Origin of the sequence: Pelovirga terrestris (genome assembly GCF_014773365.1) — a bacterium.
GTDB classification, from domain to species: Bacteria; Desulfobacterota; Desulfuromonadia; order Desulfuromonadales; family Geopsychrobacteraceae; genus Pelovirga; species Pelovirga terrestris.
This window is the reverse complement of the sequence record NZ_JACWUN010000008.1, coordinates 30,530-52,140: the sequence shown is the minus strand read 5'-3', so window position 1 is coordinate 52,140 and position 21,611 is coordinate 30,530. Positions and strand designations below refer to the sequence as shown.

Genomic DNA, 21,611 nt, shown 5'->3' with positions numbered 1-21,611 from the left:
GGACGGAGGGGCATCAGGGCGCGATGAATACGGGGACATAATACCAATTAAGGGCGTTATTGGTTTATGTCCCCGTATGTGCTGGGACGGAGGGGCATCAGGGCGCGATGAAACGCGCCCCTACCGTTGGATGTTGTAGCTTTTGATTTTGCTGTAGAGGGTGCCGCGGGCGATGCCGAGGGCTTCGGCGGCCTGGGAGAGGTTCCAGTCTTTGCCGGTGAGGACTTCACTGATGACCATTTTTTCGATGTCCGGCAGGGAGCATGAGTTCAGCTGCAGGGAAAAGCTTTCGGCGGGGGCGTCTTTGCGCTCGACGGATATGGTGATTCTGGTCATTGTATTGCCCCCCTTTCTTTGCTTGAGAGTCAGTTTGAGAGTCAGTTCGTCTGTTGGTAAAAATTAAAGCAAACATGGTGCCAAAAATCAATTATTTTATGGTGTTACGATTGGCTGATTAGCGTTGAGTAATCGGATGCCGCTCTGGTTTGATCAAGTACCTAGCTGAAATGACTAAATTTTTGGATGATGTGTCAGCGCTTATGAACCGAGCAACAGGGTGACAAAAAAAACGGACTGCCGACGGCGGATACCAAAACGCGTTACGCGCCGGGGGATGACATGTTGTTCAGTATTGGGCACTACGCGGCTGCCGACAAGGCGTGTCAGCCGCCGGAATATGGTGCTTTATGGTTGATTGTGCGGCAACTGTGCAAATTACAACAGTTGACAGTGACAGCGGGGGCGGGGTGGCCCTGGGCGCGATGAATCGCGCCCCTACCTTTCAATGTTGTAACTTTTGATTTTGCTGTAGAGGGTGCCGCGGGCGATGCCGAGGGCTTCGGCGGCCTGGGAGAGGTTCCAGTTTTTATCTTCCAGCACCCTGCGGATGACCGCCGCTTCAATTTCCGGCAGGTTGGTTGAATCCAGGGTCATTTGGGCTGCCGAGGCTTTGCCGTGACGGGCGCTAACTGCCTGGAGCAGCTCCGGCGGCAGGTGTTCGGGTAACAATGTGTTGCCGTTACTGAAGACCGCAGCGCGATCGATGGCGTTTTTTAACTCGCGAACGTTGCCCGGCCAGGCATAAGCACTGAGCAGTTCCAGGGTGCCGGGAGCGATCAGGTCGATTTGCTTGTTGTGTTTTTGGCTCGACGTGCGCAGAAACTGGTTGGCCAGCAGCGGGATATCAGCGGCCCGGTCGCGCAGGGGGGAGGTATTCAGGGTGACCACATTGAGGCGATAAAAGAGATCCTCGCGGAAGGTTTTTTCCCGCATGGCGACTTCAAGGTTCTTGTTGGTGGCACAGATGATGCGGGTATCGACCTGGATGGTGTCGATGCCGCCAACCCGCTGAAAGGTGCCGAGTTCGAGCACCCGTAACAGGGCAACCTGGGTCTGCAGGGGAATGTCGCCAATTTCATCGAGAAAAATGGTACCGCCGTGGGCGTGTTCAAAAAAACCGGCTTTGCGTTTATCGGCTCCGGTGAAAGCGCCTTTTTCATGACCAAACAGGGCGCTGTTGATCAGGCTTTCGGTCAGCGCGGCGCAGTTGACCGGGATAAATGCCTTGTCGCACCGTGAGCTGCGACTGTGGATGGCGGCGGCAACCAGCTCTTTGCCGGTACCGCTTTCGCCCCGGATCAGCACCGTGGCATTGGTGGGGGCGATGCGGCGAATCCCCTCGAACAGTTGGTACATGGAGGGGCTTCGGCCGATCAACTGCTCAAAACGGGCGTCCGGTTCATGGGCTTCCTGATTTGACAGCTGTTGATGATCGATGATTTTTGCGAGCTGCATCTGCAGGGTGGTGAAATCAAAGGGCTTGAGAACATAGTCGTAGGCTCCTGCCTTCATTGCTCGAACCGCTTCATTGGCCGAGTTGACGCCGGTGAGGATCAGTACAAAGGTTTCCGGGTAGAGCAAGTGAATGTGTTGCAGCAACTCAATGCCGTCCATCCCCGGCATCGATAGATCCGTCAGCACAATATCGGCCCGCCAGTTGTTCAGCACGGCAAGTGCATCCGCACCGCTGTCGGCGGTTTTTATCTCATAGCGTTTGTCTTCGCTTATTTCCCGACGAAAAATATTGCGCCAGGCGGGTTCGTCGTCGACATAGAGCAGGCGGGTTTTTTTATCCATCAGAAAAGATTCCCCTCTGGTGTTGAGTTAATTGGTGTTCCTAGCGGGTTGGCTTGCGGTTGGCGTGGTTTAGCCCGTTCATCGAAGGGCAGGATCAGAGTAAAGGTGGTACCAACCCCGACCTTGCTGGCAACATCGATGCGCCCTTTATGGCGGGTCACAATTTCATAAACAATACTTAACCCCAAGCCGGTACCAACGCCGATTTCCTTGGTGGTATAGAAGGGTTCGAAGATCTTTTCAATTTTTTCCGCAGGGATGCCGCCACCGTTGTCGTTGATGGCAATGTAGATGAATTCATTCTCTGCCCAGGTGTTGATGCTGATGGTGCCACCCTCGTCGATGGCCTGGATGGCGTTGATCAGCAGGTTGAGAAAGACCTGGTTGATCTGGCCGGCATAGCAATAGCGCAGGGGCAATTCGCCATAGTTTTTCACCACCCTGATTTTTTCGCGTAGCTCATGGCGGATGATGGCGAGGGTGCTGTCGATACAATGGTGCAGGTCGGTCAACTTGTGCTGCGGGACTTCCTGCCGCGAAAAGATGCGTAAACTTTCGACGGTCTGGCTGACCCGGGAGGTGCCGTCGCGACATTCCGTCAGCATCGTTGGTAGTTCGGTCAGCATGGTGTCGATTTGGAAGTCGCGGCGCCCTTTTTGGCAGGCGGCGATCAGTTCGCTGTCACCACGGCGCTGGACCAGGTCCCGTTGCAGGGCAAAAAACTGGTTGAGTCGCTGCAGATAACGTTCAAAGATCGTTAGATTGTGACTGATAAAGCCGATGGGGTTATTGATGTCGTGAGCGATGCCTGCCGCCAGTTGCCCGATACAGGCCATTTTGTCCTGGTGCAGGATGGTGGCCTGCTGTTCCTTGAGTTCATGGTAGGCGGCTTCAAGGGATTTACGACTGGTCTCGATTTCGCGGTTTTTGTTGGCCAGCTCTCTGGTCCGCTCGCTGACCCGCTCCTCAAGGTATTTGCTGAATTCCTGCAGTTGCTGTTGGGCTTTTTCGCGCTCTACGATCTCCTGCTGCAGGCGTTGATTGCTTTGGGCCAGATTTTCACCCTTTTGGCGCAACCGTTCGGCACCTGAATTCAACTGGCGACTGGCGCGCCCGAGGATACTGAAGGCGAAAATAAACAGCGCCATGCTGATCAACAGGCTGAAGCCGATAATTCTGAAAATAAAGGTTTTAAAGATATCGGATCGTTCCGTCATGTCAACGACCATCAGCAAGGTGCCGATCTGGTTTTGCCCGGCATCAAACAGGGGGAAGTGCCCCAAACGAAAAATCTGTCCGGAAATGCCTGCCGTTTTTTCTAAATTGTTGACAACTGCGGTGGTGTAAAGATGACCAAGGTCTTCTTTGGACAAATCAAGAGTCGTTTCGCAAATAACACAATCCGACAGGAGGTTCCAGTCCTTGCGATGCGTATGGTAGACATGTGCGGCTTCCCAGGCGTCCTGATCAAGGCGGTCTTTGTTAAGGACAATCATGATATCGATATCGCTGAGTTCCTTGATCTGGCGCAGGGTCGGCATTATTTCGATACCTAATTCGATGAAGCCGACCAACTCACCCTGGATTCGCCATGGATAAAAAATCCGTTGTGCCAACAGGCCGGATTTTCCCAATTCCAGTCCCGCCGCCGGCAGGCCGGTTTCCATCGCCCGCTGCAAGGATGCGCGCATGGTTGCCGGCGATTTGTCCTCTGGCCGGTAAACCCGCAGGATCAGGTTTCCTTCGGCATCGCGGAAATAAAAGTGACTGATTTGCAATGATCGTTGCAGGCGCAGAAAAACTTCGTGGGCATGGGCCTGTAACTGGTCCAGCTTGTTTTCAAGCAGGGCCTCTTGAAAACGGCGCTGGCTGGCGATAAATTCTGCGGCAGTGAGCATGGCTTGAGCATCACGTGCGGCCAGTCCGCTGAAGATGGTACGGAACTGGCGATAACGACTTTCCATGAAGGTCGCTTCGTCGCGTTGACTGATATGGTAACTGGTTAATACGAAAGCGCTGATCAGGACCAGAAAGGTCAGGCTTAAGGGGATCAACACCAGTCTTTGCAGGTTGTATTTTTTCATGATCTGCCTCTTGCAAGAGCGTGCTAACGGGTGAAACCGTTATTTCAGGCCAAACTTTCCGAGGGTCTGTGCCGGCGCCTGTTCAAAGTGGGAAAACTCCATGGTGAAGCTTCCCCGGCCTTTGGTGGCGCTGCGCAACTCGGTCATATAGCCGAACATTTCCAGTAGCGGTACGCCGGCGCGGATAACATCCTGGCCGGGGCGGGAGGTGATGCCCTCGATCTGACCACGTTTCTGCTGGAGGCTGCTCATGACCCGGCCGGTACAGTCGGAGGGTGCCGTCAGTTCCAGGGCCATGACCGGTTCGAGCAGGGTCAAAGAGCTGTCCCGTAAGGCCTGGTAGATGGCGCGCGAAATGGCGGTTGCAATACCGAGATCCGTTACCCGGTGACTGTCGTAGGGGGCGGCGGTCAGGGTCAGGGTCAGGTCGGTCAGGGGGTAGCCTGCGACCGGGCCGGATTGGCAGGCCTGATACAGTTGTTCTTTGATCCGTTGGGCCATCTCGGGCGGCCAGGGAGCGAGGACTTCTGCCGGGAGGTCGATCTGAAGCCCCTGTTTGCGTGGCTGCGGGTTAAGCTGGATGGTGACTTCACCATAGTGGGTTTTCCCTTCGATGTCGCGTTCAAATACTTCATGGTGCCGGCAGGCACAGCGGATGGTTTCGCGATAGACGACCTGCGGCCGACCGGTCTGGGTCTCAACGCCGAAATCAGTTTTGAGGCGCTGTACCACGACTTCGAGGTGGAGTTCCCCCATGCCGGTCAGCAGGGTCTGGCCGGTTTCCGGATCCTCCTTGACTTTGAAGGTGGGGTCTTCCCACTGGAGTTTCTCCAGCGCCAGGGGGAGCTTGTCGCGGTCATCGACGGTTTTTGGTTCAACTGCCAGACAGACAACCGGTTCCGGATAGCTCAGGCCGGCCAGTTGTAAGGGGGTGTCCGGCGCACTTAAGGTATCGCCGGTCAGTACCCCTTTTAAGCCGGTGGCGGTGACAATGTCGCCGGCGCCGGCCTCATCAATGCGCTCACGTTTATGGGCGTGCATGCGGAACAGGCGGGCAATTTTTTCATCGCTGTCGGTGCGGCTGTTGTGGAGCACCTCCCCCGGGGCAATGCGCCCGGAATAGATGCGCAGGTAGGTCAGTTTGCGCCCTTCATCGGCCAACACCTTGAACGCCAGCGCGCAGACCGGGCCGTCCGGTGAGGTCTCAATCCATACCTCTGTGCCGTCTTGCAGCTGTGTTGCCGGTGCGGGTGGGGCATCAAGGGGGGAGGGGAGCAGCGCGCAGATCATATCGAGGAGCGGCTGAATGCCCTTGTTGCGCAGGGCTGAGCCGAGCACTACCGGAAAAATCCGGCAGGCAAGAACCCCGCTGCGCAAAGCGGCCAACAGGCGTTCTGACGCAATCGGCTTGTTATCCAGAACATCGGCGAGGATCGCGTCGTCAAAATCCGCGGCGGTTTCCAGCAGCAGCTCGCGCTGCCGCCGGGTGGCGTCAATCATCTGCGGTGGAATCTCGTGGTATTCGAGGGTCCGACCGAGATCATCAACATCAAAATAAATCGCCTGTTGCCGGATCAGATCGACCACGCCGACGAAATGTTCTTCACTGCCGATGGGTAGTTGCAGCAGCACCGGTCGGGCCTGGAGCTTGGTCTGCAGGGCGTCAAGGACCTGTTCATGATCGGCGCCGATGCGATCCATCTTGTTGATCAGGCAGATGCGCGGTACCTGATAGCGGTCGGCCTGCCGCCATACCGACTCACTCTGTGGCTGGACGCCCTCGACGGCGCTGAAAATCGCCACGGCACCATCAAGGGCGCGCAGGGAGCGCTCCACCTCGATGGTGAAATCGATATGGCCGGGGGTGTCGATGATATTAAAGGTATAGTCGTTCCACTGGCAGCGGGTGGCGGTGGCGGTGATGGTAATCCCGCGTTGCTGTTCCTGCTCCATCCAGTCCATGACCGCCATGCCGTCGTGGACTTCGCCCATCTTGTGGATTTCCCCGGTATAGAACAACATCCGCTCGGAAACCGTGGTTTTGCCGGCGTCGATGTGCGAGATAATGCCGAAATTACGAATCCGTTCAAGCTGTGAGAGGGTCATGGATCACCTGTTGCGGGGAGAAAATGGTATGGCACATCAAAGGAAAACCGTTGTCCATCGTATGCAAGGTTGATACCGTCGGGCAAGTCGGCATCGACACCTGCATGATCGACGTCATGGCTCAAATGGGTCAGCAGGGTTTGTTTGGCTCCGATTGATTGGGCTATGGCAACCGCCGCGGGAATGTTAAAATGGGTGGGATGGGGCTTGAAGCGTAAACCATCGAGGACCAGCAGCTCCAACCCTTTGAGCAGCGCCAGGGAACTGTCGGGAATCCGGTTGCAGTCGGTTAGATAAGCGAAGGGGCCGCAACGATAACCGGTTGCCGGCTGCGCGCCATGACGCAGGGGGATGGGAATGATCTCCAGGCCGAACAGGTCCATCGGGCCTGCAAGCGGATGCAGCGTTAGTTTGGGCACATAGCCGGGCGGCTGGCACGGGTCGAAGATATATTTGAAATTTCTACGCAGGCTGATCAGGGTCTGCGGGTCGGCGTAGAGCGGGATGGGGTTGCCACCGGGCACGTTGAAGCCGCGCAGATCGTCAATGCCGTGGACATGGTCGGCATGGCAGTGGGTATAGAGAACGGCGTCGATGTGCTGGATGTCTTCCCGCAGTGCCTGTTGACGCAGATCGGTTGCGGTATCGATGAGCAGATTGTGCCCCCCGCAGCTGAGCAGGGCACTGCAGCGGGTTCGCTGGTTATGAGGATCAGCAGAGCAACAGACACGACAACGACAGCCCACCACCGGAATACCGGTACTTGTACCTGTGCCGAGCAGAACAATGTTCAGGGCGGTTGTTGGCATGGTCAGAGGTATCCATGACGAAAGAGAAACAGATAAATCGTCAGGCAATCTAACACTTTGAATTGGTGACAGACAAGAACAGATTGACTGGCAACCAGGGTGGAGGCGTTGTGAAAAAAGAAGAGCCGGAAATCAACAAGCTGTGTCGCCGTTGCATCCATCATTGCAAGCAGCCACAAGATATGCTGCTGTTGTCCTGTCCGCGTTATCGGCAGCGCCCCTTTGACCCGGAAGAAATCAAGTTCAAGCAGCTCGATCTGTTTAATGACAAGTGATTGTCGCAGGGCATCCTGCCTGCTGTTTGATGAACAATGAACGTCACTCGATCCGATCGAGAAAGTTCTGCAGCAAGGGGATGAATTTTTCCGGTTCCACCAGAAAGGAATCATGACCGTAGTCGGAAGGGATACAGTGGTACTCGACCGGTTTGTGCTGACGCTGCAATTCGTTGACGACCTCTTCGGTCTGTTGGGGGGGGTAGAGCCAGTCGGAGGTAAAGGCAAACCACAGGGATGGGCAATGCAGATGGCTTAAGGCGTCACTGGGAGAATCAAAATTCCAGGCGATATCGTACAGGTCGAGGGCCTTTGCCAGGTAGAGAAAAGAGTTGGTGTCAAATCTTTCGACAAAGGTGCCGCCGTTATATTCAAGGTACCGTTCGATCTCAAATTGACCGAAAAAATCGAACATCCCGTCGCGCACAGAAAAGCGCCGGTCAAACTTAAGCCACATGGAAGCGTCAGACAAAAAGGAGATGTGACCCACCGCTCGTGCCAAGGCGAGGCCATCCCCGGGCGGATGTTCGATGGGATAATTCCCTTTTTTCCACAGCGGATCGTTGTAGATAGCCTGTCGTGCCAGGGCGTTCAGGGCAATGGCCATGGGCGAGGTGCGGCCGGTACCGGCAATGGGAACAATGGAGCGCACCATATCGGGATAGTGAATCGCCCATTCGACCGCCTGCATGGCCCCCATGGAGCCACCGATGACAGCTTTTAAACTGCCAATGCCGAGATGATCAAGGAGTAGTTTCTGAGCGCGCACCATGTCGCGTATCATCAGTACCGGAAATTTGAGGCGGTACGGTTTGCCGCTGCGGGGGTTGATGCTGGTCGGGCCGGTAGATCCTTTGCAAGAACCGATGGTGTTACTGCAGATAACAAAATACCGGTCAGTATCCAGCACTTTGCCGGGGCCGATCATGTTGTCCCACCAGCCCGGTTTGCGATCCTCCGGCGTATGGTAGCCGGCGGCGTGGGCGTCACCAGTCCAGGCATGGGTAGCAAGAATAACATTGGACCCATCGCGATTCAGGGTGCCGTAGGTTTCATAGGCGATGGTCAAGGGGCCGAGCAGTCGTCCGCTTTCAAGGCGCAGCTCGGTATTGATATTTAATTGTTTAGTTGTGACCAGGCCGACACTCTGTTCCAATGAAACAACCCTTATATTAGTTTGTTGGCCTTCAGAAGCTCCGAAAGCGGGCAAGTTTCAGACTCGTAAAACCAGAAACAAAAAAAGCCCTCCGATCTGGGAGGGCCTTTCATGGTGACCCATCAGGCCTTGTCTAATGCTTTGAGCTTCTCCTCCTGGCGGCGAACGATGTCAGCGATACTGTGGCACAGCAGTACCTTGGAGAGTGCCTGCTGTGCTTCCTCCCAGACTTCATGGGCAGCACAGAAGGCATCGCGGGCACAAAACTCGGAGTCGATCAGGCAGTGGTTGAGTTTGAGATCCCCTTCCTGGGCCTGGAAAATATCGAGCAGGGTGATCTGCTCCGCATCCTTTGCCAATAAAAACCCCCCACCGACCCCGCGTTGAGAACTGACGATGCCGCTTTTGATCAGTGGTTGCAGGATTTTGGTTAAAAACGCCGGGGTTACGCCCTGGGTGCGGCAGATGTCCTTTTTCAGAACCACCTGGTCGCGGGGCTGTTGAGCCAGGTAAATGATGGTTCTGATGGCATACTCAGTTGCGCGTGTAATGACCACTCGATGATCCTCCCAAAACAGATACGTTGAATCTTTTTGCCGGATGGTTTTTTTCCGGGTACTTCTGCTATAATTAACCGATTGCTGTTGCTGCTGTAAAGAATCTTAACCATGTTTATTAAGTTTATGACCGCGATTGTACCTCACTCCCATTCCCCTGTCATCGGTCGATTTGCTCCCAGTCCTACCGGGCCACTCCATTTTGGCACTCTGGTGGCCGCTGTTGCCAGTTATCTTCAGGCCCGCCGGACGGGTGGCCGGTGGTTGGTGCGGATCGAAGACCTCGACCCGCCACGGGTTGTTGCCGGGTCCGCCGCTGCGCTGCTGCTGTTGCTCGAAGAATTGGGTTTTGAGTGGGATGGTCCGGTCGTTTACCAAAGCACGCGGTTTGAGCGTTATCAAAGCATTCTCGAGGAGTTGCGCTATCGGCAGTTGGTGTTTGATTGCGGCTGCAGTCGCCGTGAGATTCTCGCCAGTGCTCCACATCCCGGTGAGGAAGGCCCGATCTATCCGGGGACCTGCCGCCATGGCGTTCGCGGTAGCCGGCGTGAGCGCTCAGTCCGTCTGCGGGTTGAGGATCGCGACATTCACTTTGTTGATGGCATCCAGAAAGAACAACGCCAGAATCTGGAGCGTGAGGTTGGTGACTTCGTCCTGTATCGCGCCGATGGGGTTTTTGCCTACCAGCTGGCAGTGGTGATCGATGACATGGATGCCGGGGTAACCCATGTTGTCCGTGGTGCGGACCTGCTGTTTTCAACCCCGCGGCAGATCCGGCTCTATCATTGTCTGGGGGCTGAGCCACCGGCCTATTTTCATCACCCGCTGGTGCTGGGTGCTGACGGGCAAAAACTCAGCAAACGCGATGGTGATTATACCCTGATCAACCAGGTCAATGGCGCCGCTCAGTTGTGGCGGGCCCTCGCTTTTCTTGGTCAGACCCCGCCGCCTGAGCTGCTCGATGCAACCCCGCACGAGGTTCTGGGCTGGGGGCTTGCGAACTTCTCCATCAGCCGCGTCGGGCGGGAAAATCGCCCCCTTGAGCTTTGATTGGTGTTTGTTTTTTAAGCAAAGAAGGTTATTCTGCACCTTACTGAACCCTTTCGTTCATGGAGCATAAAATGAAAAGAGTTGTTTTTGCCATTGTTGTCCTGCTCTTCCTTGCTGCCTGCAGCAGTGGTACCTACAATATCCCAAAGCGCGAATATCAGTCCCGCGTGCAGGTGCTGGGGGTGGTGCCGATCCTGGTCGACAGCAGACCGATCAATTATCCCCACAGTGATGAAGTTTACGACCTGCTTCAACTCTCGGCACAGAACAAGCACTATCTGCTGACGGAACAATTGCGGGCGAAGAAGGGCTACTTTGATGTGCGCGCCCTTGATATCCCTGCTGACATGACGGCTTTGTCGTTGCTGGCCGGTGGCGCTAGCTACGATGACAGCGGTCGCCCGTTGGGCTATCAATTTGACCCGGCAACGGTGTCGGCCCTGACGCGTCAGAATGTTGTTGATGCGCTGCTGGTCGTGGTCTTTTCCGGTGAACAGATTGAAGAAAACCGGCGTTCGCGTACCAGACTGGAAAGTTTGCGCACAACCTACAGCAGTATTCAGGCCACCGCCAGGGTCGTTGATCGTGACGGCCAGATTCTCTGGGAGTTGACTGGCGCCGACAGCTATATGGCGATCAATCTGCAATATCCGGATTTTGATGAAGCACACTTTAATCGGACCAACCAGGTTCATGTCAAAAACATCAGTGTTGCCGGTGCGGAGCGCTATATTACCGACGATGAAGGGGGTGCTAGCCCTGAGCCCTCGCGCATGTACGCTGAGCTTTTTGCGAAAATTGTCGCGGCGATCAGCCCCGGTCTGCTGGACTCTCTGCGTTAGGATATTTTTTGAGACATCCGTAGTGGTCAGCAGCAAAAACTGTATCTTCCTGGTTGACAAGGGATGATAAAGCGGGTAAAAGCACAAAAAGCGCGAACATTTGAGCGCCCGGCCCGCTGTGTCGTTCCTGCACCACGTGTGGTTTGGATAGATATAATCCGTTGTGCCCCTAACATATAAATAAGACCAACCATCGATAGCATACAAACCTGGACCAAAAAGAGCCCTGACTTACACACTGACAAATTAATAAAACCCACCCCTACAGTTTTAAACCGATCTGTTGCGGCCTGTTGTTGCAGGTAATACAGATATGTCGTCGGCACCTGTCTTGTCGGTCAATACCGGAGAACCTTTTATGAATCTGAAAGAACTCAAACAAAAGAAAATGACGGATCTGATTGCTTTGGGCAAGGAACTTGGCCTGGAAGAAATTGGCGGTATGCGCCGTCAGGATCTGATCTTCAATATTCTCAAGGCTACCGCAGCCCAGAAGAACGCCATTTTTGGCGAAGGGGTGCTGGAAATCCTGCCTGATGGTTTCGGTTTTTTACGGGCACCGGATGCCAACTATCTGCCCGGGCCTGATGATATTTATATTTCGCCGTCGCAGATTCGCCGCTTTGCTCTGCGTACCGGCGATACGGTGTCGGGGCAGATTCGCCCGCCCAAGGAAGGGGAGCGTTACTTCGCCCTGCTCAAGGTCTCTGAGGTGAACTTTGAGAATCCGGTTAAGATGCGCGAAAAGACCTTTTTCGATAATCTTACCCCTCTTTATCCCGAAGAACGCCTGATCCTTGAAACCTCCCCTGACAACAAAGCAACCCGGGTGATGGATCTGCTCGCACCCATCGGTAAAGGGCAACGCGGTCTGATTGTCGCTCCGCCACGCACCGGTAAGACGGTGTTGCTGCAGAATATCGCCAACTCCATCGCCACCAATCACCCTGAGGTTTTTCTGATTGTGCTGCTGATTGATGAGCGCCCGGAAGAGGTAACGGATATGCAGCGCAACGTCAATGGTGAGGTAATTTCCTCGACCTTTGACGAGCCGGCGACCCGTCACGTCCAGGTTGCCGAGATGGTCATAGAAAAGGCCAAGCGCCTGGTCGAGCATAAACGCGACGTGGTGATTCTGCTCGATTCCATTACCCGCCTGGCGCGCGCCTATAATACCATCGTGCCTTCCAGCGGCAAGATTCTCTCCGGTGGGGTGGACGCAAACGCTCTGCACAAGCCGAAGCGCTTTTTTGGTGCCGCGCGTAACATTGAAGAGGGGGGAAGCCTGACCATTATTGCTACCGCTCTGATCGATACCGGCAGCAAGATGGACGAGGTTATTTTCGAAGAGTTCAAGGGCACCGGTAACATGGAACTGCACCTTGACCGCCGTCTGGCTGACAAACGCACCTTCCCGGCCATGGATATCAATCGCTCCGGTACCCGCCGCGAAGAGTTGCTGGTTGATGAAAGCCATTTGCAGCGTATCTGGCTGTTGCGTAAGGTGCTGACATCGATGAATACCGTCGACACGATGGAGTTTCTGCTGGAAAAGATGGCGGAAACCAAAACCAATCAGGAGTTTCTCGACTCGATGAATCAGTAAGGGCGGTTCTTGACAGAAAAATGCTTGCCCACACCTGCTAAAAGTGTTATCAAGACCAATTGTTTATGGCAATTTTACCGACCTGTACCCAAGCCAGGTCGCCAAGGAGAAAAACGATGAAAGATGGAATCCACCCCAAGTACGATGTGAGCCCGGTTCGCTGTGACTGTGGCAACACCTTTGAAACCCGCTCAACCCTGTGTAAGGAAATCCACACGGAAATCTGTTCGGCTTGCCATCCGTTTTATACCGGAAAGCAGAAGCTGATTGATACCGCCGGTCGGATCGAACGCTTCCGCAAGAAGTACGCCCAGAAGTAATCGGCTAAGATCTTAGAAAAGCGGCCCGGGTCAAGGGGCCGCTTTTTTTTATGGTGCCGCCGGATGATTGTACCGGCAGGGCCTTCACCTTCCTCAGCGGTGTGAAAGAATCCTATGTTTGCCAATCTGGAAGATGTAGCAGATCGTTTTCGTGAGGTCGAAGGGCTGCTCTCTGAGCCGAAGGTGATTGCCGATCAGAAGCGCTATCGGCAGCTGAGCAAAGAGCACGCTGATCTCAGCGAAGTGGTCGCGGTCTACCATCGCTATAAGCAGGTTTGTTGCGACATTGCTGACAATCAGGAACTGCTTGGCGACAGCGATCCGGAGATGAAGGAGCTGGCCGCGGCTGAACTGGAGCAGCTTGAAGCGCAGCAGGAGCAGATCGAGGAAGAGCTGCGGCTGCTGTTACTGCCTAAAGACCCCAACGACGAAAAAAACATTATTCTTGAGATTCGTGCCGGTACCGGTGGTGACGAAGCCGCCCTGTTTGCTGCCGACCTGTTTCGCATGTACAGTCGCTATGCTGAACGCAATCGCTGGAAAGTGGAGTTGATGAGCCTGTCGGAAACCGACGGCGGCGGTTTTAAAGAGGTCGTTGCCCAGATCAGCGGTGAGCGGGTCTATTCGCGTTTAAAGTTTGAAAGCGGCACCCATCGGGTGCAACGCGTGCCGGACACGGAAACACAAGGGAGAATCCACACGTCAGCCTGTACTGTGGCGGTTCTGCCTGAGGTTGAGGATGTCGATATCGAGATCAACCCGGCCGATTTACGCATCGACCTGTACCGCTCGTCCGGTGCCGGTGGCCAGCATGTCAATAAAACCGAATCGGCGGTGCGCTTGACCCATATCCCCACCGGCGTCGTTGTTGCCTGCCAGGAGGGAAAGTCTCAGCACAAAAACAAGGCGCAGGCGCTGAAACTGCTGCAATCGCGCATCTATGAGCAGATGCAGCGCGAGCAGCAGGCCGAAGTTGCTGCCGATCGTAAGAGCCAGGTTGGCAGCGGCGATCGCAGTGAGCGGATTCGTACCTATAACTTCCCCCAGGGGCGCTGTACTGATCACCGCATTGGTCTGACCCTGTACAAGCTTGAGGCGATCATGCAGGGGGATGTGGATGAGATTATTGAGGCGTTAATCGCCGACCATCAAACCCGACTGATGAGCCATCAGGAGTCGTAACGGTTGAGTGAACGCTGGACATTGCTGAAACTGCTGCGCTGGATGACCAGTTACTTCACTGAAAAAGGGGTTGACAACCCGCGCCTTGACGCCGAGTTGCTGCTGGCCCACCAGCTAGGCCTTGATCGGGTTGGTCTCTATCTGAATTATGATCGGCCGCTGACAACCAGCGAACTGGGGGCGATTCGTCCACTGGTTAAGCGTCGTGGTCAGCGCGAACCCTTGCAATATTTGCTGGGCAGCACGGAATTCTGGTCGCTGCCGCTTAAGGTGACGCCGGCGGTGCTGGTACCGCGTGCCGATACCGAAGTGTTGGTGGAGGAAGCTCTCAAGCGTTGTGCTGCTCATGGTGTCCTGCTTGATGTCGGGACCGGCAGTGGTGCTATCCTTATCAGTCTGCTCAAGGAATTGCCCGGCTGGCAGGGGGTCGGTATCGATATTTCGCCGGCAGCTCTGGACATTGCCCGGCACAATCTTGCTGCACATGCGTTGGAAAAGCGCGGCCAACTGCTTAACGGCGATCTGGCGGCCTTGCCAAAGCGGCGGTTTGACCTGATTGTGTCTAACCCCCCTTACATTCCGACAGCACAGTGGGATGAGTTGATGCCGGAAGTTCGCGATTATGAACCGGCACTGGCGCTGCTGGGCGGAGTGGACGGGCTTGATTGTTATCGTCGTCTGACCGCTCAGGCGGATGATTGCCTTCATCCCGGCGGTTGGCTGCTGGTGGAAATCGGCGCCGATCAAGGGGATGCCGTCACGGCCTTGTTCGCAGCAGCGGGCTTGACCGAGCTATTTTTACGTCACGACTACGGTGGTCATCCACGGGTGGTCGGCGGCCAAAGGAACGGATGATTCGTGGATAAAATTGTCATCAATGGTGGTGTGCCCCTGCGCGGTGAGGTTCAGGTCAGTGGCGCGAAAAATTCTGCCCTGCCGCTGCTGTTCGCAACCCTGTTGACCGACGGCGTGAGCGAGATCAGTAATGTGCCGGAACTGCGTGACATCAGTACCGCAATCAAGCTGTTGGGTGAACTGGGTGCTGAGGTGACGCTGGACAATCACCGTTGCCGCATCGACAGCCGGCGCATCGAGAGTATCCAGGCATCCTATGATCTGGTTAAAACCATGCGCGCCTCGGTGCTGGTATTGGGGCCGCTGCTGGCGCGTTGCGGCCATGCCCGGGTCAGTCTGCCCGGCGGCTGTGCCATTGGTGCGCGGCCGATCAATCTGCATCTGAAAGGGCTCGAAGCGTTAGGGGCGAAGATCCATATCGACCACGGTTATGTCGAGGCCACTGCGCCACGCTTGCGCGGTGCACGGATTTCTTTCGACCTGCCGACGGTCGGGGGGACGGAAAATCTGCTGATGGCAGCGGCCCTGGCGCAAGGGGAAACGGTGCTGGAAAACGCCGCGCGTGAGCCGGAAGTGGTACAGTTGGCGCAGGCGCTGATGAGCATGGGGGTCAAAATTGAAGGCGCCGGTACCGCCATCGTCCAGATCCAGGGTGTTGATCGTTTGGATCCCCTCCATTGTCAGGTGATCCCCGATCGCATTGAGGCCGGTACCTTTATGATTGCCGCCGCTATGACCGCCGGCGATGTTCTGGTTCGGGGCGCGCTGCGTAAGGATCTTGAAGCCTTGATCAGCAAATTGATTGAGGCCGGCGTGCGCATTAGTGAAGAGGGCGATGCCTTACGGGTCATTGGGCCGAAGAAGCCGACGCCCGTCGATATCCGGACCAGTGTTTTTCCTGGTTTTCCGACCGACATGCAGGCCCAGTTTATGGCCCTGATGACCCTCGCCGAGGGCAGCAGCCGGATCGCGGAGACGGTTTTTGAAAATCGTTTTATGCATGTCTGTGAATTGCAGCGCATGGGTGCGGATATCCAGATTGATGGCAACAGTGCGATGATTCGCGGGGTGAAGCAGTTGACCGGCGCGCCGGTGATGGCAACCGATCTGCGCGCCAGTGCCTCATTGATTCTGGCGGGGCTGGCCGCTGAGAACACGACGGAAGTGTCGCGGATTTATCATCTTGATCGTGGTTACGAACGGATTGAGGAAAAACTGGCGACGCTGGGTGCCCGCATCCGGCGTGAACGGGAGTAATGCTGATGAATGACTGGATTACCTTTGCCCTGCCCAAGGGGCGGATTATGCAGGATTCGATGGAGCTGTTCAGCAAGATCGGCATCACCTGTCCGGAGATGAACGAGAACAGCCGCAAGCTGGTGTTCGAGAATCCTGAACTGAAGCTGCGCTTTATGGCGGTGCGCGCCACCGACGTACCGACCTATGTGGAATACGGTTGTGCCGATCTCGGGGTGGTGGGCAAGGATACCCTGCTTGAGCAGGGGAAGAAGCTCTATGAGCCCCTCGACCTCAAGTTCGGTTACTGCCGCCTGGTGGTGGCTGAACCCAAGGGAATGGAAAATTCCGACAATCCGCTGAATTGGTCCAATATCCGTGTCGCCACCAAATACCCGAATATCACCGAACGCTATTTCGCCGCCCGTGGCATTCAGGTGGAGCTGATCAAGCTCTATGGTTCCATTGAGCTGGCCCCCCTGGTCGGTTTATCCGAGCGGATCGTCGATCTGGTGTCCACCGGCGGTACTCTCAAAGCCAACAACATGGTAGAGGTAGAAACCATCGCTGAAATTACCAGTCGCCTGATTGTTAATCGCGCCAGCTTGAAGACCAAACATCAGCGGATCAGGGCGATTATCGATGGTCTGGAAAAGGTGATCGGCGATGAGGTAAGAATTTCGCAATAGCGACGGAGCATGGGATGATCAACATATTGAGGTTCAGCGATAGCGATTTTTACGAGCGCTTTCGCCGCATTGAAGAGCGCGCGGATGAAATTCCTGCCGGTATCGAAGAGACGGTCAAAGAGATTATTGCCGCTGTGCGTCAGCGGGGGGATGAGGCGGTTTTTGAACTGACCGCACGGTTTGATCGGTTGCAGTTGTCGGCCGCCTCCATCGAGGTGACCCGGGAAGAAATGGCCGCAGCTAAAGCCTCTATCGACCCCCGTTCATTGGCCGTGCTGGAGCTGGCGGCGCGGCGCATTGGCGCTTACCACCAGAAGCAGAAACAGCAGACCTGGCTGTCAACCGAAGAAGATGACGTCCTCCTCGGTCAGATGGTCACTCCATTAGAGCGCGTCGGTATCTATGTGCCTGGCGGTAAAGCGGCCTACCCCTCCTCGGTGCTGATGAATGCCATCCCGGCCAAGGTGGCGGGAGTTTCCGAAATCATCATGACGGTGCCGATGCCGGGTGGCGAGGCCAACCCTTTTGTGCTGGCAGCGGCTGCCATCGCCGGTGTCGACCGGATATTCAAGATTGGTGGGGCTCAGGCCGTGGCGGCCCTGGCTTATGGAACCGCCAGTGTGCCGCGGGTCGACAAGATCACCGGGCCGGGCAATATCTATGTGGCGACGGCAAAAAAACAGGTCTTCGGCCAGGTCGGTATCGATATGATCGCCGGGCCGAGCGAGATTCTGGTCATCAACGACGGCAGCGGTAACGCTGCCCACATCGCTGCTGATCTGTTGTCGCAGGCGGAGCACGACGAATTGGCCTCGGCGGTGCTGGTCACCAGCTGTGAGCAGATGGCGCTGGCGGTGCAGCAACAGGTGGAAAAGCAGCTGCAGCAGTTGCGGCGTGAGAGTATCGCGCGCAAGTCGATTGACGCTTATGGTGCGATCATTATTGCTGCTGATCTGGCTGAAGCGATCCGTTTCTCCAACCGCATCGCCCCCGAACACCTCGAACTGGCGGTAGCTGATCCCTTTGCCATCCTGCCCCAAATCCGCCACGCCGGAGCCATTTTCATGGGGCACCATACCCCGGAAGCGGCCGGGGATTATCTGGCCGGACCGAACCACACCCTGCCCACCGGCGGTACGGCACGTTTTTTCTCCCCCTTGTCGGTGGAAGATTTCGTCAAGAAATCGAGTATTATCTCGTTCTCTGCCAATGGTTTGAAACGGTTGGGTAAAGAGGTTGTTCATCTGGCCGAGCTGGAAGGGCTGGAGGCGCATGGGCGATCGGTGTCGTTGCGGTTGCATGATCCAGATTAACCACAGAGACACTGAGACACAGAGAAAAGCTTGAGTTTTTGTTCCTCTTGGAGCCCTTGGTGTCTTGGTGGCACTATTTTATAGTTTTTTTGTTAGCCACCAAGGCTCCAAGAGCACCAAGAAAGGCTTTGGGAATGACGAATAAAGGGGCTTTTGTATAAAGTTTATGATTTTAAAAAACTCTGTGTCTCAGTGTCTCTGTGGTAAAAATGTATGCTTCGAAAAGAGGATATTATGACCAGATCAGCCACGATTGAGCGGCAAACCAAGGAAACCTCCATCCGTCTCACCTTGAATCTGGACGGTAGCGGTCAGCATCAGATCGACAGTCCGGTGCCCTTTTTTAATCACATGCTCAGTGCGGTGGCGCGTCATGGTTTTTTTGACCTGAGGGTCAAGGCCAGTGGTGATATTGAGATCGATGCCCATCACACGGTGGAAGATCTCGGCATTGTCCTTGGCGAAGCCTTCAAGAAGGCCTTAGGTGACAAGGTCGGAGTGCGGCGTTTCGGCCGGGCGACCATGCCGATGCATGAGGCCCTGGCGTCGGTGGTGATCGATTTTTCCGGGCGCCCGTTTCTGGTGTTTAATGTCGCGTTGCCCAAAGCCAAGGTTGGTGAATTCGATACCGAACTGGTTGAAGAGTTCTTTGTCGCCTTCTGCAACCATTCCGGCGCCAATATCCATGTGAACCTGGCCTATGGCGACAACCTCCATCATATCATCGAGGGGATTTTCAAGGCGTTCGGCCGGGCATTGGATGAAGCCACCAGTATCGATCCACGGATCGAGGGGGTGTTGTCGACCAAGGGCACATTGGAGTGATATTGACCTGTGCCAATTGACGGGCAGCTACTGCATTTGCAGGCCGGTCTTGTGGCATCCAATCCGAGGGACGCGACAGTTTCCTTTGGGCCATCCATGGCCGCTTGACTGTCGCCATCCATGGCGACAGACACCCTCGTCATGGAAACCACAAGCCCTGCCTGCAATGTTGCTGGATACTTAAGAGTGGACAGTTGAACAATGATCAACATTATCGACTATGAAATGGGCAATCTGCGCAGTGTTGCCAATGCCTTTGAACGGTTGGGTTTAAAAGCGCGGATCAGTGGTGATCCACGGGATATCGTAAGCGCTGATAAGGTCGTGCTGCCGGGGGTCGGCGCCTTTCGTGATTGTATCGACAATCTGCGCCAGGGTGGTTTTGTTGCGCCGTTGCTCGAACATATTGACAAGGGCAAGCCGCTGCTCGGTATCTGCGTCGGCATGCAGATGCTGTTTGACGAGAGTGAGGAGTTTGGTCGCCACCAGGGGCTGGGATTGATTCCCGGGCGGGTGGTGCGTTTTCCTGCTGACATGGTTGAGCAGGGGGAGCGTCTCAAGGTGCCGCACATGGGGTGGAACACCCTGGACCTGCGCAAACCCTCCCCCCTGTTCAAGGGGGTTGCCGACGGCAGTTACGTCTATTTTGTCCATTCCTACTATTGTGCCGCAGAAGATCAGAAGGATGTTGCTGCCGGCTGTCGTTATGGCGCTATTGAATTCTGCGCGTCCCTGTGGCGTGACAACATCATGGCAACCCAGTTTCATCCGGAAAAAAGTCAGGACCTGGGCCTTAAGATATTTCGTAATTTTGGAGAGTTGTAGTGATTATTCTACCGGCAATCGATTTAAAAGACGGGCGCTGTGTGCGCCTCGAGCAGGGATTGATGGACAAGGATACGGTCTATCATGATGATCCGGCCGCCCAGGCGCGCATCTGGCAGGAGCAGGGTGGCGAGTATTTACACATCGTTGACCTCGATGGGGCCTTTGCCGGGGTGCCGAAGAACCGCGAGGCGATCCAGGCGATTGTTGCGGCCATCGATATTCCGGCTGAACTCGGCGGCGGCATCCGCGATCTGGCAACCATCGAAGCCTACCTTGAGCTGGGGATCGAGCGGGTAATTCTGGGGACTGTCGCCAAGGAGAATCCGGCCCTGGTGCAAGAGGCTTGCCGTCTGTTCCCGGGGCGGATTGTGGTCGGTATTGATGCCAAAGAGGGTCTGGTCGCCATCCGGGGCTGGGCCGATGTGACTGAAAAAAAAGCGACCGAGCTGGCAAAAGAGATGGAAGGGTTCGGAGTGGCGGCCATCATCTACACCGATATCGCTCGTGACGGTATGATGCAGGGCCCCAATATTGAAGCGACTAAAGCTCTGGCTGAATCGATCTGTATTCCGGTGATTGCTTCGGGCGGGGTGTCCTCCCTGGCGGATATCCGCAATCTGCTGGCCATCGAAGCCTCCGGCGTCAGTGGCGTGATTACCGGCAAGGCGATCTATACCGGCGCCCTTGACCTGCGCGCGGCGGTTGCTCTGACCAAAGGCAGTTGACGGCTGATTGACGAGCCAGCCTGGTATTCATGGAAACAAAGTGATAGAATAGTGTCACTTTGGAAGGGTGGAGGTTTCCTATGAAGGTCGAGCTTGTTACCAACCTGAAACGTCAGGCCACCAGAATTCTGGCGGATCTGCACGATTCTAAAGAACCGGTCTTGATCACCGACCATGAAGCCATGAATGACCTCAATAGTTGACAGCGCAAGAACCCTAAACGAAAAAGGTAGAAACCTTGATGCTCGCTAAACGGATTATTCCTTGCCTCGATGTGAAAGATGGTCGGGTCGTCAAAGGAGTCAACTTTGTCGATCTGCGCGATGCCGGTGATCCGGTCGAGGCGGCTGAGGCCTACTGCGCCCAGGGGGCGGATGAGCTGACCTTTCTCGATATCACCGCCAGCAGCGATAACCGCGGCATTATCCTCGATGTTGTTGCCCGTACCGCCGAACGGGTATTCATGCCCTTGACGGTGGGTGGCGGAGTGCGCGAGATCGCCGACATCCGCAACCTGCTCAATGCCGGTGCCGACAAGGTATCGATCAACACAGCGGCGGTCCAGCGCCCTGAACTGGTGCGGGAGGCAGCGCAGCGCTTTGGCAGTCAGTGCATCGTCGTGGCCATCGACGCCCGGCGCGTGCCCGGCAGCGATCCGGCAGCCTGGGAGGTCTACACCCACGGTGGCCGCAAGCCGACCGGTATTGATGCGGTGGCCTGGGCCAGGCAGATGGAAGACTATGGTTGCGGCGAGATTCTGCTGACCTCGATGGATTGTGACGGTACCAAGCAGGGGTACGATATCGCCCTGACCCGTACCGTTGCCGACGCGGTCCCTATTCCGGTGATCGCCTCCGGCGGCGTCGGTAACCTTGAGCATATCCGCGCCGGTTTCGTTGAAGGGGGTGCCAACGCGGCTCTGGCGGCCTCGATTTTTCACTTTAAGGAATATACCATCGCCGAGTGCAAAGACTATCTGCGCGAGCATGGTGTTGTGGTTCGTCTCTGATGAAAGCA

Annotated in this window: 23 protein-coding genes; 16 read left to right on the top strand and 7 right to left on the bottom strand. The window is 55.6% G+C overall.

What is annotated here, in order from left to right; all coding sequences use genetic code 11:
* Positions 1 to 120 precede the first annotated feature (120 nt).
* The gene (locus tag ICT70_RS08330; RefSeq protein ID WP_191155451.1) at positions 121 to 336 is read right to left on the bottom strand and encodes a helix-turn-helix domain-containing protein; all 216 of its coding nucleotides are present in this window, start codon (positions 334 to 336) and stop codon (positions 121 to 123) included.
* A gap of 282 nt (positions 337 to 618) precedes the next feature.
* Here ICT70_RS08330 and ICT70_RS14880 point away from each other — a divergent pair, with 282 nt between their 5' ends.
* The gene (locus ICT70_RS14880; protein ID WP_224746918.1) at positions 619 to 765 is read left to right on the top strand and encodes a hypothetical protein; all 147 of its coding nucleotides are present in this window, start codon (positions 619 to 621) and stop codon (positions 763 to 765) included.
* A 9-nt stretch (positions 766 to 774) separates the two neighbouring features.
* On the opposite strand, the gene ICT70_RS08325 is transcribed toward ICT70_RS14880, so the two are convergent.
* Genes ICT70_RS08325 through ICT70_RS08310 form a run of 4 tightly spaced genes read right to left on the bottom strand, consistent with a single transcriptional unit; the run spans position 775 to position 7,135 of the window.
* A complete protein-coding gene (locus ICT70_RS08325; protein ID WP_191155449.1) occupies positions 775 to 2,136 on the bottom strand; it encodes a sigma-54-dependent transcriptional regulator in 1,362 nt (453 codons plus the stop codon).
* A complete protein-coding gene (locus ICT70_RS08320) occupies positions 2,136 to 4,220 on the bottom strand; it encodes an ATP-binding protein (protein WP_191155447.1) in 2,085 nt (694 codons plus the stop codon). The genes ICT70_RS08325 and ICT70_RS08320 overlap by 1 nt, the downstream gene beginning before the upstream one ends.
* Positions 4,221 to 4,259: 39 nt before the next feature.
* On the bottom strand, positions 4,260 to 6,326 hold the full coding sequence (gene fusA / locus ICT70_RS08315; RefSeq protein WP_191155445.1) for an elongation factor G: 2,067 nt from the start codon (positions 6,324 to 6,326) through the stop codon (positions 4,260 to 4,262).
* Complete coding sequence (locus tag ICT70_RS08310; protein ID WP_224746917.1) at positions 6,323 to 7,135, bottom strand: GPMC system MBL fold metallohydrolase; 813 nt, start codon at positions 7,133 to 7,135, stop codon at positions 6,323 to 6,325. Before ICT70_RS08310 ends, fusA begins: the two co-directional genes overlap by 4 nt.
* A gap of 110 nt (positions 7,136 to 7,245) precedes the next feature.
* Here ICT70_RS08310 and ICT70_RS08305 point away from each other — a divergent pair, with 110 nt between their 5' ends.
* Entirely contained in the window at positions 7,246 to 7,410 is a 165-nt protein-coding gene (locus ICT70_RS08305; RefSeq protein WP_191155443.1) for a hypothetical protein, read from the top strand.
* Between the two features lie 43 nt (positions 7,411 to 7,453).
* On the opposite strand, the gene metX is transcribed toward ICT70_RS08305, so the two are convergent.
* Both metX and ICT70_RS08295 read right to left on the bottom strand, forming a co-directional pair.
* The gene (metX, locus tag ICT70_RS08300) at positions 7,454 to 8,566 is read right to left on the bottom strand and encodes a homoserine O-acetyltransferase MetX (RefSeq protein ID WP_191155441.1); all 1,113 of its coding nucleotides are present in this window, start codon (positions 8,564 to 8,566) and stop codon (positions 7,454 to 7,456) included.
* A 122-nt stretch (positions 8,567 to 8,688) separates the two neighbouring features.
* Positions 8,689 to 9,123, bottom strand: coding sequence for an Rrf2 family transcriptional regulator (locus ICT70_RS08295; protein ID WP_191155439.1), 435 nt, complete (start codon positions 9,121 to 9,123; stop codon positions 8,689 to 8,691).
* Between the two features lie 111 nt (positions 9,124 to 9,234).
* On the opposite strand from ICT70_RS08295, the gene gluQRS reads away from it, so the two are divergent.
* From gluQRS to hisF, 14 genes are all read left to right on the top strand, one after another.
* The gene (gene gluQRS / locus ICT70_RS08290; protein WP_224746916.1) at positions 9,235 to 10,173 is read left to right on the top strand and encodes a tRNA glutamyl-Q(34) synthetase GluQRS; all 939 of its coding nucleotides are present in this window, start codon (positions 9,235 to 9,237) and stop codon (positions 10,171 to 10,173) included.
* 71 nt (positions 10,174 to 10,244) lie between these two features.
* On the top strand, positions 10,245 to 11,015 hold the full coding sequence (locus tag ICT70_RS08285) for a membrane lipoprotein lipid attachment site-containing protein (protein WP_191155437.1): 771 nt from the start codon (positions 10,245 to 10,247) through the stop codon (positions 11,013 to 11,015).
* Between the two features lie 358 nt (positions 11,016 to 11,373).
* Positions 11,374 to 12,621, top strand: a complete 1,248-nt coding sequence (gene rho, locus ICT70_RS08280) for a transcription termination factor Rho (protein ID WP_191155435.1) — start codon at positions 11,374 to 11,376, stop codon at positions 12,619 to 12,621.
* A gap of 116 nt (positions 12,622 to 12,737) precedes the next feature.
* Entirely contained in the window at positions 12,738 to 12,941 is a 204-nt protein-coding gene (gene rpmE / locus ICT70_RS08275; RefSeq protein ID WP_191155433.1) for a 50S ribosomal protein L31, read from the top strand.
* Positions 12,942 to 13,055: 114 nt separating this feature from the next.
* Positions 13,056 to 14,123 (top strand): peptide chain release factor 1, encoded by a 1,068-nt coding sequence (gene prfA / locus ICT70_RS08270; RefSeq protein ID WP_191155431.1) that lies wholly within the window; start codon positions 13,056 to 13,058, stop codon positions 14,121 to 14,123.
* A gap of 3 nt (positions 14,124 to 14,126) precedes the next feature.
* Positions 14,127 to 14,978 (top strand): peptide chain release factor N(5)-glutamine methyltransferase, encoded by an 852-nt coding sequence (gene prmC, locus ICT70_RS08265; RefSeq protein WP_191155429.1) that lies wholly within the window; start codon positions 14,127 to 14,129, stop codon positions 14,976 to 14,978.
* Positions 14,979 to 14,981: 3 nt separating this feature from the next.
* Positions 14,982 to 16,235 (top strand): UDP-N-acetylglucosamine 1-carboxyvinyltransferase, encoded by a 1,254-nt coding sequence (gene murA, locus ICT70_RS08260; protein WP_191155427.1) that lies wholly within the window; start codon positions 14,982 to 14,984, stop codon positions 16,233 to 16,235.
* A gap of 5 nt (positions 16,236 to 16,240) precedes the next feature.
* The gene (hisG, locus tag ICT70_RS08255; protein ID WP_191155425.1) at positions 16,241 to 16,903 is read left to right on the top strand and encodes an ATP phosphoribosyltransferase; all 663 of its coding nucleotides are present in this window, start codon (positions 16,241 to 16,243) and stop codon (positions 16,901 to 16,903) included.
* Between the two features lie 17 nt (positions 16,904 to 16,920).
* Positions 16,921 to 18,216, top strand: a complete 1,296-nt coding sequence (gene hisD, locus ICT70_RS08250) for a histidinol dehydrogenase (RefSeq protein ID WP_420488577.1) — start codon at positions 16,921 to 16,923, stop codon at positions 18,214 to 18,216.
* A gap of 234 nt (positions 18,217 to 18,450) precedes the next feature.
* Positions 18,451 to 19,041: an imidazoleglycerol-phosphate dehydratase HisB gene (gene hisB / locus ICT70_RS08245; RefSeq protein ID WP_191155421.1), complete on the top strand. Its 591-nt coding sequence runs from the start codon at positions 18,451 to 18,453 to the stop codon at positions 19,039 to 19,041.
* 201 nt (positions 19,042 to 19,242) lie between these two features.
* Positions 19,243 to 19,866 carry an imidazole glycerol phosphate synthase subunit HisH gene (gene hisH, locus ICT70_RS08240; protein ID WP_191155419.1) on the top strand — a complete coding sequence of 208 codons (624 nt, stop codon included), beginning with the start codon at positions 19,243 to 19,245 and terminating at the stop codon, positions 19,864 to 19,866.
* Positions 19,866 to 20,594 carry a 1-(5-phosphoribosyl)-5-[(5-phosphoribosylamino)methylideneamino]imidazole-4-carboxamide isomerase gene (gene hisA, locus ICT70_RS08235; protein WP_191155417.1) on the top strand — a complete coding sequence of 243 codons (729 nt, stop codon included), beginning with the start codon at positions 19,866 to 19,868 and terminating at the stop codon, positions 20,592 to 20,594. Before hisH ends, hisA begins: the two co-directional genes overlap by 1 nt.
* A gap of 80 nt (positions 20,595 to 20,674) precedes the next feature.
* A complete protein-coding gene (locus tag ICT70_RS15110) occupies positions 20,675 to 20,797 on the top strand; it encodes a hypothetical protein (protein ID WP_272977232.1) in 123 nt (40 codons plus the stop codon).
* Between the two features lie 38 nt (positions 20,798 to 20,835).
* Positions 20,836 to 21,603 (top strand): imidazole glycerol phosphate synthase subunit HisF, encoded by a 768-nt coding sequence (gene hisF, locus ICT70_RS08225; RefSeq protein ID WP_191155627.1) that lies wholly within the window; start codon positions 20,836 to 20,838, stop codon positions 21,601 to 21,603.
* Positions 21,604 to 21,611 lie beyond the last annotated feature (8 nt).